Below are 12,617 nucleotides of genomic sequence, written 5' to 3' on the forward strand. Positions count from 1 at the left end.
GTTTTAGATTCAGAAAGATTAATAGTTTTATAATTAATCGTCATTTTATTGCACCGCCCTTTCATTGTCTTTATACAGATAAGGTAGGTGGGAAGGACAGGGTGGTTAGGTGGTTTTTGTGTCTTTATTGTGATGGCTAAAGTACCTTGTTTCCTTGCAGATTTTTACCGTAATATTCCACCGTGCTGGTATAATAGAACTAGACAGAAAGAATGGGAATGCGTTAGAAAGCATAGGATTGAGGACAGAATGAATTATTTCCAGACGCCTTATCTGTAAATTTTTGATTTTTTAGGGGGAGTATGTGTGAAGGTTTTTTTGAAGGTAGCAGCAGCGTTATTTTTTGGTTTATGCTTTTATTTATTTTGGAGCACTTCTCATTCTAACTTAGAAGAATTCATCGATCAAAAAGCAGCAGATGTGAATTTAAACGGAGCTATTCTTGTAGCAAAAGGCGATGAAATCCTTTTTCAAAAGGCTTACGGATTTGCAAACAAAGAAGAAAATTTTAAAAACACCACAGACACCGTATTTCCGATTGGATCCCTTACTAAATCATTTACGGCAATTAGCATTCTTCAACTAGAAGAAGATGGGAAACTATCGATCGATCAGCCATTATCAGATTATGTTCAGGGTTTTCCGAACGGGGATGAAATTACGCTTCATCACTTACTTACTCATAGTTCAGGGATCCCAGAGCTGTTAAAAGTGGTTGACAATAAAAACGAACATTCACCGGTTGAAATCATTGATCAGATTAAACAAGAAGAATTGGAATTTAAACCAGGCGAAAAATATGCTTATTCTAATTCCAATTATCTTCTTTTAGGATCTATCATTGAAAGCGTTTCTGGACAAACCTATCAGGAATATGTAAAAGAAAATATTTTTGAAAAAGCCAATATGAATAGCAGTGGCTTCTTGAATAGTACTACTGATTATGCAGATGGATATGAAAATATGGAAAAACCAACAAGGTCCTTCCACGACAGCTTAACATTTGCAGCAGGCGATGTTACTAGTACTGTCAGCGACATGAAGAGATACAATCAAGCCATAAACAATCACGTGTTACTAAGTGAAGAGGCAACAGACAAAATGCAGACGGGATACATGAAGAGTGCTCCTTTAGGGGTCGCTAATTATGGATACGGGTGGCATGTTATAGACAATAAGATTAGTTTTGATCATAAAATGATTCAGCATGCTGGTGGGCTTGCAGGACACAAAGCTGAGTTCGCTCGATTTATTGACGAGGATCTTACCATTATTATTTTGACTAACAATCAAGGGAAGACGAAATTAGGCACGATTTCGCGCGAGATTGCATCCATTATTTTTGGGAAAAGATTTTTTAATTGGCAGAGGTTAATTTAAGGTTGGAGTTTTGGAATAGTGATATTTAAAGTTTATGAAAAATGAAGAACAGTGAAATAAGGAAAGGGAATGCATTTCATGCGCATTACCTTTTTTTCATTGTTCTCACTAGAATCTTTTATGTTGCTAATGGAAGTATAGGGACGAACCTGTGCATATTTTTGTTGAAGCGAAGGGACGTACCTTATGCTTCCTATACGATACAATAAAACAAAACTACTTTTAAGGTGAGGATAATCAATACACTTAAAGGGGGAACATTTAATGTATATACCCAAACATTTTAAAATCGATGATGAAGATCAAATTTATGAGTTTATTGAAAAGTATAGTTTTGCAACCTTGTACTCGACACATATGGGAGAACCTTATGCTACTCAGCTGCCATTGATCCTAAAGAAAGATGAAAATGCATTATATGGCCATTTTGCTCGCCCTAATGGACAGTGGAAGGATATAGGGAATCAAACAGTTCTTGTGGTTTTCCAGGGTCCTCATTGTTATATTTCACCTTCCTGGTATGAAATAAAAGATGCTGTACCTACCTGGAATTACGTATCCATCCATTTATACGGAAAGGTGGACATAATTGAAGATGAAAAAGTAATCTTTGATTCTTTGAATGAGATGGTAAATAAATATGAAAAGCCAGATAGTCCATACAATTTGAAAAATGTAGAAAGCAGATATGTTGAAGGAATGAGTAAAGGGATTGTTGCGTTTAAGATTACCATTAATAAAATTGAGGCGAAGGCTAAATTGAGTCAAAACCATCCAGTAGAAAGGCAAGAGTTAATTATTGAGCATTTAGCAAGATCTTCTGATCAAAATGATTTACAAGTAGCCTACCTAATGAAGGAAAACTTGTGATATTTATGACCTAGTTGTTTTTGGGTTCATTTTTACTGGTATAGCCTATTTGTTTAAGGAACTAGTGGATCCCAATAGGAAGAAAAACAATCAAAAAGGAAGGAATCAAACGGGCGGGGCAATTTTTATACGATCATTATGAGGATTTGATTGTATATAGTCTTTTAGAATGAGCAGTCCTAATGCTATTAGATTATTATTTGATACCCGCAGAAGCAGATTTGCTTCTGCGGATATCTTTTAATTTATCAATAAATTAAATTCAAAATTGAATTTTCTAAATATTTGTGTATAATAGCATTTAAGGTAGTTAAACGGAAAATTTCCGTAATAACATAAATATTTATGGCAATTTTCCGTTTGTAGTCTAAAATTTCCGGTTCATACATAATATTTTTGATACAGAGAGGAGAGACAACTATGAAGAGTAATTTCGTAAAAGACTTTGCTCCGAAATTAAATGAATGGCGACGCTCCTTGCATGCCTTGCCGGAGTTAGGGTTTATGGAGTACATCACGACTTACAGAATTGGGAAGGAACTTGAGGCCTTGGGTTTTAAGTTGTTTGTCGGTAAAGAAGCCCTGGACGATGGTTCTCGTATGGGAGTCCCACCGGAAAGTGAATTGATGGCGCATGAGTTAAAGGCTCTTGAATGGGGAGTTGAGGAGTCCTGGCTGGATAAAATGCTCGGTGGTAACACTGGGCTGGTGGCTGTGTGGGATACAGGGAGAGAATGGGACCATGTTGGTTTCCGCTTTGATATTGATGCTTTGCCGATTAATGAATCGATGGATCCGAAGCATTTACCGGCAAAACATCAATTCGTATCCAGGGAACAGAACGTAATGCATGCATGTGGCCATGACGGACACACCAGTATTGGTCTCGGCGTCGCCCATTATATTGCAGCGCATACTGATCGCTTGAAAGGCCGATTCACGCTGCTTTTCCAGCCAGCTGAAGAGGGTGGCCGCGGGGCAAGGGCTATGGTAGCGAAAGGCTGGCTTGATGATGTTGACTATTTTTATTCGGGGCACATCGGCATACACTCCCTGCCAGTTGGGACTATTGCAGCCACCACGCCTGGATTCCTTGCTTCAACGAAATATAATGCCTATTTTAAGGGTGTTTCTTCCCATGCGGGGATGAATCCCGAGCTTGGGAAAAATGCGCTGCTGGCAGCAACTACTGCGGCAAATAATTTATATGCGATTCCACGCCACCATGATGGCGTGACCCGTGTGAATGTAGGTAGATTGGTTGCGGGAAGCGGAAGAAATATCATTCCGGAAAATAGTTATATGGAAATCGAAGTCCGTGGAGAAACAGTTGAGATTGCCGAATACATGGCTGAAAAAGCGACGCGGATTCTCCAGGCTGCAGCCGATATGCACGATGTTTCCTGTACGGTTGAACCTGTTGGCCTGACCGAGGTGGTTGTCTGCAATGATGAGCTTATCCCGAAAATCACGGATTGGTGTAAGACAAGTGAATATGTGAAAGAGGTATTGCCCTCTGTGACTGTTTCAGGTTCTGAAGATGTCAGCCTTATGATGAACAGGGTTCAAAAGCACGATGGCCAGGCAACTTATATGTTGTTTGGAACCAAGCTTGACCATCCACATCATCATCCTGAGTTCGATTTTCAGGAAGAGGTTTTGCTGGTTGCGGTCGATGCCTTCATCTCTATAATAGATGGCGGATCTGGAATCAATTGATTGATAGACTTTCATTCTAATTTTTAAAGGAGGAGACATGAAGAACAACTTTGTAAAAACATATCTAGCTGAAAACAAAGACACTTTTGAGAGAATCAGTGAGTACGTTTTTCATCATCCTGAAACTAGATTTGAAGAGTTCGAGTCAGCGGAGTATCTAGCAACCGAATGTGAAAAGGCCGGTTTTTCAGTAGAAAGGAATGCAGGGAATATAGGAACTGCATTCGTTGCAACTTTTGGAAGCGGTTACCCGGTAATCGGGTTCCTTGGAGAATTCGATGCACTTTCCGGATTGGGGCAGGAGCCAAACAAAACAAATTCAGAGCCAACGGAATTGAATGTCGGCCATGGCTGCGGCCACAATCTTCTGGGTACCGGTGCATTTGCTGCTGCATGCGCAGCAAAAAAATACCTGGAAGAGAATAACCTGCCTGGTACGGTGAAATTCTTCGGTTGTCCTGGCGAAGAGGGCGGATCAGGGAAGACCTTTATGGTAAGGGAAGGAGTGTTTAATGAGGTAGATGCCGCGTTAACATGGCACCCTTCTCCTGCAAATGCCATCATGAGTCTTTCCAGTCTAGCAAACTATCAGGTGTATTTCAGATTTAAAGGTGTATCCTCACATGCTGCGAACTCACCGCATCTGGGCCGCAGCGCGCTTGATGCTGTTGAGCTGATGAATGTAGGAGCCAATTATTTAAGAGAACACATCGTACCAGAAGCAAGAATCCATTACGCCGTCACTAACACTGGGGGGATTTCACCCAATGTGGTACAGGCTGATGCTGAAGTTCTGTATCTGATCCGCGCACCTAGAGTCCAGCAGGTGGATGCGATTTACAAACGTGTCTGTAAGATTGCCGAAGGCGCAGCTTTAATGACAGAAACCGAACTTTCCATCGGATTTGATAAAGCTTGCTCAAACTATATACCTAACCGAAGTCTTGAAAAAATTCTCCATGACAGCCTTTTGGAAGCTGGAACTGAAGAACCAACGAATGATGAAATCACTTATGCCAGAGAACTTTGGTCCACCTTGTCAGACGGGGAAAAAGAGAACTATTTAAATCTTATGAAAGGGTTTGGATATTCGGGGAATGGAAGTGAATTCGAAGGGAAGTACCTCTCGGATAGCATCTCGCCTTATATAGCTTCGAATGAAGTCCTTGCAGGCTCAACAGATGTTTCCGATGTGAGCTGGGTTGTTCCCACTGCCCAATTGACAGCAGCCACTTCAGCATTGGGCACTCCGCTGCACACCTGGCAAATGACCACTCAGGGAATAAGCAGCTTTGCACATAAAGGGATGCTTCGGGCAGCAGAATCCATGGCATTGACAGCATTGCAGCTGTTTGAGGACGAGGATAAATTGAAGGCTGTTAAAGATGAATTCAATGAGTTCCGGAAAGCCAATGCATATACATGTCCAATACCAAAAGATGTTAACCCATCAACATTAAAATAAACTAAAAAGCGAGGCGATAACATGGTTACAGAGAAGAAGAAAGCAGGGTTTGCCCAGCGATTCCTGAACGGAATTGAAAAAGTCGGGAACAAGCTCCCGGATCCATTTATATTGTTTACAGTTTTGGCATTACTGGTCATCGTTGCATCTGCTATTTTTAGTGCATTTGGAGCTACAGTTACACACCCTGGCACAGGAGAGGAACTGGCAGTAAAGAACCTGGCTTCAGCCGAAGGTCTTCAGTACATTTTGACGTCAATGCTTGATAACTTTACTGGATTTGCGCCTCTTGGTTTGGTTTTATCTATGATGCTTGGTATTGGCCTTGCTGAAAAAGTCGGCATGCTTGATTATGCGATCAAGAAAACCATCCTGAAAGCACCTCCCGCACTGATTACGTACACAGTTGTTTTTGTCGGTATCATGGGGAATATCGCTTCTGATGCAGCGATGGTTCTGATTCCGCCGCTGGCTGCAATGGTTTTCTACAAAGTTGGACGAAATCCAATTGCCGGCCTCGCTGCGGGATATGCTGCTGCGGGTGCCGGTTTTACAGCAAACTTGATGATTGCAGGTACAGATGCCTTGCTTGCTGGTATTTCAACTGAAGCGGCACAAATTATTGATGAGAGTATGGTCGTAACACCAGTCGATAACTGGTACTTCAATATTGTATCCGTGTTTGTGCTTACCATTGTTGGCGGGCTTGTTACAACAAAGTTCATTGAACCACGCCTTGGAAAATATAAAGGGGAAGCGGTTGAGGAAGCGTTAACGGAAGATCCTCCTAAAGCAGGAAAGGCCTTACGTAATGCGGCTATTGCTGGCGGAGCATATATCGCGATTATTTTAGCTGCGATCCTGCTGCCGAACAGTCCATTGACAAATGAGGATGGCGGATTGGTTCCATCACCATTCCTTGACGGTATTATCCCGATTATTCTGTTCTTCTTTATCATTATTGGTTCAGTGTATGGCGTTACCGTTGGAAATATAAAGAGCAGTAAAGATGTTGCCAACTTCATGGCTGAAGCGATGAAAGATCTTTCATCTTATATTGTCTTAATATTCGCAATTTCACAGTTCATTGCTTATTTTAGCTGGTCCAATATTGCTACATGGGTTGCAGTCAACGGAGCGGAATTCCTAAAAGATATCGAGTTTACAGGAATCGGCTTGATTATTGGCTATATTTTCTTTACAGCGGCATTAAATTTCCTTATCACTTCGGGTTCTGCAAAATGGGCTCTGGAAGCTCCTGTATTCGTTCCGATGTTCATGCAGCTTGGTTATCACCCTGCGTTTACACAGGTTGCTTACCGTATTGCGGATTCTTCAACAAACATCGTTACGCCATTAATGCCATATATGGTCATCGTCCTGTCCTTCATGCAGAAGTATGATAAAAAAGCCGGTATTGGAACGTTTATAGCCTTAATGCTTCCTTATTCAGTGTTGTTCCTATTGACATGGATTATCTTGATATTGATCTTCTTCTTCCTGAATATTCCGTTTGGTCCTGGAATTACTCCATATCTTTAATTGAATAATAGGATGTGAATACGTAATGAGCAATATAGAAGATAAATTAATAGACTGGCGCAGGGATTTCCATCGTTATCCTGAAACTGGATTTTTGGAAATGCGGACAGCTTCCATTGTAGCCTCGGTTCTTGACGATCTTGGCTTCCAACTAAAAGTAGGAAAAGATGTCATGTCTCCTGACCATTGTATGGGGAAGCCTGAAAAAGAGGAAACGGAGGCACATTATCAATGGGCACTCCAGAACGGGGCCAAAAAAGAATATATCGAGCCTTTTTCTGAGGGTTATACAGGGATTGTCGCCACATGGGACACGAAAAAAGATGGCCCAACCATCGCTTTCCGCATCGATATGGATGCTCTCGACATTAATGAATCACAGGCGGACAGTCACTTCCCAGAAAGCGAAGGGTTCAGGTCCACTCTTCCAAATAAGATGCATGCCTGCGGCCATGACGCCCACACAACAATCGGACTGGGACTCGCAACCTTGATTGCTGAGAATAAGGACAGTCTCAAAGGGAAAATAAAATTGATTTTCCAGCCGGCAGAGGAGGGAACCCGCGGAGCCCGGTCGATGGTCGAAGCGAATGTAGTCGATGATGTTGATTATTTTATCGCAACCCATGTAGGCACAGGGGTCCCGGATGGTCATTTTGTCGCTTCAAAGAATGGATTCCTGGCAACCTCAAAGCTTGACATTACTTTTAAGGGAGTAGCTTCCCATGCGGGTGGAAATCCGGAACAAGGGAAAAACGCTTTGCTGGCAGCTGCGTCCGCGTCGCTTAATATTTATGCCATTCCTCGCCATTCAGAAGGTGCCACAAGAATCAATGTCGGTGAACTTCATGCAGGAAGTGGGCGGAATATCATTGCTGACCGTGCATTTTTAAAAGTTGAAACGCGAGGGGAAAACACTAAGATCAATGAGTTTGTTAAATCACAGGCAGAAGCAGTAATAGCAGGTTCCGCTCATATGTATGGAGTAGAATACGAGATTCAGACGGTAGGAGAAGCAATCAGCGCCGAGGGATCCAGAGAACTTGCAGGTGTATTACATGCTTGTGCCGAAGAATTACCATTTATTAAAGAAAGTATACTAGAAGATAGCTCACCTGCTGGATCTGAAGATGCAACCTTCTTCCTGGAAAGAGTTCAAAAAAACGGAGGGCAGGCAACATACTGTATTTTCGGAACCGAGCTTGCAGCCGGTCATCATAATGAGAAGTTTGATATAAACGAGAAAACCTTGCTGTCGGCTGTTCATGTTTTATTTGAATCCATTAAAAAGCTAAATTAAGTTGTGGAGTGAGGCAGAGGCATCTGCCTCATTTTCAATCTATAATCATCTGAAGGGAGAAATGGCCATGAAGGATTGGCTTGAAAAGCATCTGTGTGATTTGAACTTAACAAAAACAATGGAGCGTCCGGAGGGTTTTTGTCGATTGGGCTATACAGAAGAGGAGTGGAAATCGATAGATGTTTTTGTTATGATCGCTGAAAATTTGGGCTTAAAAGTACATAGGGATGAGGCGGGGAACGCCATTGCCAGATGGGAACCAGACAGGATAGAATCCTTGCCTGCAATTGCAGTCGGCTCACATCTAGATACCGTTAAAGGCGGCGGGGGATATGACGGAGTCGCAGGTGTTCTTTGCGGTCTTGCCGCGATTAAAAAACTGAAAGAAGAAGGCTTCCAGCCGATTTGCCCTATCGAAGTGATCTGCTTTGCTTCCGAAGAATCATCGCGCTTCGGTGTCTCGACAATCGGCAGCAAAGCGATGAGCGGATTATTGAACAAGGAGGAACTTGAGAGCATAAAGGATGAGCATGGCATCACAATCCGCCAGGCTGTGGAGAACATGGGGCTTAATTGGGATAAAATTGACAAGGCACGACGGACAGAGTCTGAATTAAAAAGCTTTATCGAACTACACATCGAACAGGGAACCAGGATTGAGGATCACTCCGCTGAATTCGGTGTCGTTACAGCAATCGCTTGTCCAATCCGTTTAAAGGTGAAAATTACCGGGCAAATGGGGCATACGGGTACGACGCCAATGGGCAAGAGAAAAGATGCACTTGTCGTGGCAGCTCCTTTAATCCAATTTATCTCTGAAGCAGCTGAATCTCTATCGGGTGCAAGTGAATTCCCGATTGTAGCTACTGTCAGCACCATTGAGCTGAAACCCAATGCTATGAATGTAATCCCCGGAATCGTTGAACTTGGTGTGGATATCCGCAGTGTGGACGATCAGTTAAAAGATAAAATGAAAGAACTTATAACCGATAAATGCATACAGCTTGAACAGTCATTTGGTGTTAAAATGGAACTGACAACTCTAGTAAATAATCCATCAGTCCAATTGGATGCAAAAGTTAGAGGGAAATTGCAGGAAGCTGGTGAATCTTTAGGCTATAAAGCTAGGATTCTGGAAAGCGGTGCGGGTCACGATGTAATGAATATGGCAGCCAAATGGCCATCTGGCCTGATTTTTATAAGATGCCGAAACGGCCTTAGTCACCATCCTGAAGAATTCGCCTCACTTGATGATCTCCACATGGGCACAGAAATCATCTCGCAGTATCTTAAGAATGAAACAGGTCAATAGCTGAAGAGAAAAAGTAGGTGGAAATAATGAAAATCCGCGTCGGGGTAGTGGGGCCAAGGGACTCCGTCGGGCACATTCTTGCTTTGGGGCAAGAGCATAGTGACCTTGAAATGATTCCATATATATATAAAGAAACAAAGGAGACGGAAGCTATCATCCGTGAATATCAAGAAAAAGTAGATTTTTGGTTTTTCTCCGGGCAGGCCCCATACTATTATGCACGCTCTAAAGGGCTAATCAGGGAAGAGCATTCTCACTATCCCCCATTATACGGTTCAAGTTTGCTTGGAACCCTCCTTGGAGCTCATTTAAGAGAAGGGGTAATACGAACTGCCAGTCTGGATACAATCAAGCAATCAGAACTGGATACATTGGCCAGTACATATTATTTGGGGGATATTAACATCCATTCTTTTTCCTACGACGAATACAAACCAGCTGAGGAAATCATCTCCTTCCACAAAAAACTTTATGATGAAGGAAAAATTGAGGTTGCTTTTACCTGTGTACAGGAAGTCCATGACCGGCTAAATGAATTAGGGATTCCTTGTTACAAAGTCGTTCCTTCCCCTGTCGCCATTAAGCTTGTACTGCAAAACTTAATAGAAAGAGGCCAATCCAATTGGTATAAAAGGTCCCAGATCGCAATCATAGGCATGGAAGTGATTCATTCTGCAAATTCATTGGATCAGCAATATTTCACCTATGAAATGAAACGTCGTGAACTGGAGATCAAGCAAGTCATGCTTGATCATGCTGAAAAAGTCCAAGGCTCATTCGTACAGATTGGGGACGGCCTGTTCTTTATCTATACGACCAGAGGCGAGATGGATATGCATTTTCAGGAGTTCGCGATGTATTCACTGATAGAAGAAGCACAAATCCACAGCAAGCTAAAGCTCAGAATAGGAATAGGTTACGGTTTGACTGCTTATGACGCAGAGCAAAATGTCCGTCTGGCACTGCAATATGCCAGAGAACAACAGATCCCAAAGGTCGTCAGTGTCGATGAAAACAAACAGATTAACGAGCACCAGTCAGAAAATGGGGAACCAAATATATCCTATCAGCAGCGAAAATGGGGAGAAGAATGGGAAGACCGTTTTAAAGAAGCAAAAATTAGTCCCGCGGTCGTGAGTAAGATTGAATATCTTTCAAGACATCATAAAAAAAATATCGTGACAGCCCAGGAAATTTCTAGATGGCTGAAAAGAACCGAACGAAATTCAAGAAGAATCATGGTTGAACTCGAACGCCTCGGTTTAGCAAAAGTAACCGGAGAAGAACAACCCGGACAACGAGGGCGGCCACGAAAAGTTTATGAGTTGCTATTTTAGTTAAAACCAAGACAAGCTCGATGAAAATTGATCTTGTCTGGTTTTATTTTATTATTTTACTTCTTTCATTTAGTTGTTTTAAAACAAATGTCTCACGCTTCAACCAGCCATTTTGCTCACATCTTTCTATCAAGCTTTCATTTTGTTTAATGGCTTCCTCCAGGGTAACCCATTTGGGTGTGAAATTCAGTTCAGCTTCGTAACCATCCAATTGTTGGGCCGTTTTATCTTCGGTTGCCAAATTACATAGATAATAGTGCGATGTCATATGAAATAGTGCATTATCGATATACCCGTCTATTTTCCGTTCAGTGACTGTGCCAACTTTTTGGTTGACTATGCAATTTATATAGCCGGTTTCTTCTCTCACTTCTCGTACTAGACATTCCTCATGGCTTTCGTTTTCCTCTAGTCCGCCTCCGGGAAATTTAAAGTCTCCTCTACTGGATTGAACTAACAGAATACGATTATTGGCCATTATGATTGCTCTGATTGCTATTCTCTCTATGGTTATCTCAACGTTTGATAGTATCGGATCTTCAATTATCATATTGAAATTCATGTTTTTCACCTTTTCATATTAATAAGAGGCCTATGTAACACACTAGCTATTTTTCCTTACCATTGAACAGCTCTTATGCTATGAATCTGCATTTTGGGAAACTGCTGCAGCCTTTGAACTTTCCTTTTTTACCTGTTCTGGAAACAAGAGGACTTCCACAGCGTGGGCATACGTTTTCTGTCACCATTACTTTCTTTTGTTTTAGTTCATTTTTAATATCGGAGACATGCTTTTTCTTTATTTCTTTCTTTTGTTTCTTATCCTGGATGAGAAATGGGGCGAGTAATTGCTTCACTTTACCGCGTTTAAAAAAGGATACTTCCTGTGTGACCTGGATTTTATAGATTGTAGCCAGAAGCTCGTTGTTTTTGATGACATGGGCGTTCTTGAACGGTTCTTTGAATTTCAGTGTTGCTTCTTTTCCGAAAACGATCACTGAGTGGATGGGTATTTCTGCTGCCATTTCACCTAATTGTGCCTGAAGGGCTTTTATATGGCCTGAATTCTGCCAAATAGGGTTGTATAATTTATCTTTCCGTTTGTAGTTTGTCTGATTCCAATACTGGCCATGTTCAGATCCGGTAATCCAGCCTTTATAGTTTTTTGTCTCAATAACGAATATACCTTTAGGGGAAATTAATAGATGGTCAATCTGAGTAGTTTGTCCATTTTCTTTCGGTAGATAGAGGTCGTTCATGAGGGTGAAGTCTTGAGAATCTAAGGAAGAGAGAATATTGGCCACACGCTTTTCTCCAATCCAGCCTTTGATACTTGCAAAATTGCGGTTTAAAATCATTACAATGATTAACATCAATACGGGAAAAAAATAAGCTTCCATTAATGATCTACCTTTCATAGTGAAATATTTCCAATAATAGATTACCATATTTTACGTAATTAATATCCTAGTAAGTTAACGAATGCTTCATAATGGACTAAATCCTTGAAGCAGCATCTTTAGCAAGAAGGAATGTTGCAAAGTATGTCGAACTTCTTTTATAGGAAAAATATAGGAATTTTTAAAAGAGGTGCTTTTTGTTCCGTCGTGAGAAGTAATGGATAAGAATAAGAGGTGAGATTGTTTGTGCAAAATGAAAGGCAGGACCGCACAACGGATATATTACTCATTA

General features: G+C 41.5%; 10 protein-coding genes. 8 read left to right on the top strand and 2 right to left on the bottom strand.

What is annotated here, in order from left to right; genetic code table 11:
• Positions 1–306: 306 nt before the first annotated feature.
• The 8 genes from ACH0QE_RS09775 (at position 307) to ACH0QE_RS09810 (ending at position 10,925) form a co-directional block, all read left to right on the top strand.
• Positions 307–1,380: a serine hydrolase domain-containing protein gene (locus ACH0QE_RS09775; protein ID WP_415800507.1), complete on the top strand. Its 1,074-nt coding sequence runs from the start codon at positions 307–309 to the stop codon at positions 1,378–1,380.
• 264 nt (positions 1,381–1,644) lie between these two features.
• Positions 1,645–2,250 carry an FMN-binding negative transcriptional regulator gene (locus ACH0QE_RS09780; RefSeq protein ID WP_415800508.1) on the top strand — a complete coding sequence of 202 codons (606 nt, stop codon included), beginning with the start codon at positions 1,645–1,647 and terminating at the stop codon, positions 2,248–2,250.
• A 420-nt stretch (positions 2,251–2,670) separates the two neighbouring features.
• A complete protein-coding gene (locus ACH0QE_RS09785) occupies positions 2,671–3,969 on the top strand; it encodes an amidohydrolase (protein ID WP_415800509.1) in 1,299 nt (432 codons plus the stop codon).
• Between the two features lie 37 nt (positions 3,970–4,006).
• The gene (locus tag ACH0QE_RS09790; protein WP_415800510.1) at positions 4,007–5,434 is read left to right on the top strand and encodes a M20 family metallopeptidase; all 1,428 of its coding nucleotides are present in this window, start codon (positions 4,007–4,009) and stop codon (positions 5,432–5,434) included.
• Positions 5,435–5,455: 21 nt separating this feature from the next.
• Positions 5,456–6,976 (top strand): AbgT family transporter, encoded by a 1,521-nt coding sequence (locus tag ACH0QE_RS09795; protein ID WP_415800511.1) that lies wholly within the window; start codon positions 5,456–5,458, stop codon positions 6,974–6,976.
• A gap of 25 nt (positions 6,977–7,001) precedes the next feature.
• On the top strand, positions 7,002–8,276 hold the full coding sequence (locus ACH0QE_RS09800) for a M20 family metallo-hydrolase (RefSeq protein WP_415800512.1): 1,275 nt from the start codon (positions 7,002–7,004) through the stop codon (positions 8,274–8,276).
• 67 nt (positions 8,277–8,343) lie between these two features.
• Entirely contained in the window at positions 8,344–9,588 is a 1,245-nt protein-coding gene (locus tag ACH0QE_RS09805) for a M20 family metallo-hydrolase (protein ID WP_415800513.1), read from the top strand.
• A 26-nt stretch (positions 9,589–9,614) separates the two neighbouring features.
• Complete coding sequence (locus ACH0QE_RS09810; RefSeq protein ID WP_415800515.1) at positions 9,615–10,925, top strand: hypothetical protein; 1,311 nt, start codon at positions 9,615–9,617, stop codon at positions 10,923–10,925.
• Positions 10,926–10,968: 43 nt separating this feature from the next.
• On the opposite strand, the gene ACH0QE_RS09815 is transcribed toward ACH0QE_RS09810, so the two are convergent.
• Positions 10,969–11,487 (bottom strand): NUDIX hydrolase, encoded by a 519-nt coding sequence (locus ACH0QE_RS09815; RefSeq protein ID WP_415800516.1) that lies wholly within the window; start codon positions 11,485–11,487, stop codon positions 10,969–10,971.
• A gap of 73 nt (positions 11,488–11,560) precedes the next feature.
• Complete coding sequence (locus ACH0QE_RS09820; protein ID WP_415800517.1) at positions 11,561–12,325, bottom strand: NERD domain-containing protein; 765 nt, start codon at positions 12,323–12,325, stop codon at positions 11,561–11,563.
• Between the last annotated feature and the right edge of the window lie 292 nt (positions 12,326–12,617).

The sequence above is a fragment of the Mesobacillus sp. genome, from assembly GCF_047739415.1.
Lineage (GTDB): Bacteria > Bacillota > Bacilli > Bacillales > Cytobacillaceae > Mesobacillus.

Bases quoted from the DNA above. Each gene is read 5' to 3' on its own strand.
- ACH0QE_RS09780 (WP_415800508.1), top strand. From the start codon at position 1,645: ATGTATATACCCAAACATTTTAAAATCGATGATGAAGATCAAATTTAT.
- ACH0QE_RS09815 (WP_415800516.1), bottom strand. From the start codon at position 11,487: ATGAATTTCAATATGATAATTGAAGATCCGATACTATCAAACGTTGAG.
- ACH0QE_RS09785 (WP_415800509.1), top strand. From the start codon at position 2,671: ATGAAGAGTAATTTCGTAAAAGACTTTGCTCCGAAATTAAATGAATGG.
- ACH0QE_RS09805 (WP_415800513.1), top strand. From the start codon at position 8,344: ATGAAGGATTGGCTTGAAAAGCATCTGTGTGATTTGAACTTAACAAAA.
- ACH0QE_RS09820 (WP_415800517.1), bottom strand. From the start codon at position 12,325: ATGGAAGCTTATTTTTTTCCCGTATTGATGTTAATCATTGTAATGATT.
- ACH0QE_RS09810 (WP_415800515.1), top strand. From the start codon at position 9,615: ATGAAAATCCGCGTCGGGGTAGTGGGGCCAAGGGACTCCGTCGGGCAC.
- ACH0QE_RS09800 (WP_415800512.1), top strand. From the start codon at position 7,002: ATGAGCAATATAGAAGATAAATTAATAGACTGGCGCAGGGATTTCCAT.
- ACH0QE_RS09790 (WP_415800510.1), top strand. From the start codon at position 4,007: ATGAAGAACAACTTTGTAAAAACATATCTAGCTGAAAACAAAGACACT.
- ACH0QE_RS09795 (WP_415800511.1), top strand. From the start codon at position 5,456: ATGGTTACAGAGAAGAAGAAAGCAGGGTTTGCCCAGCGATTCCTGAAC.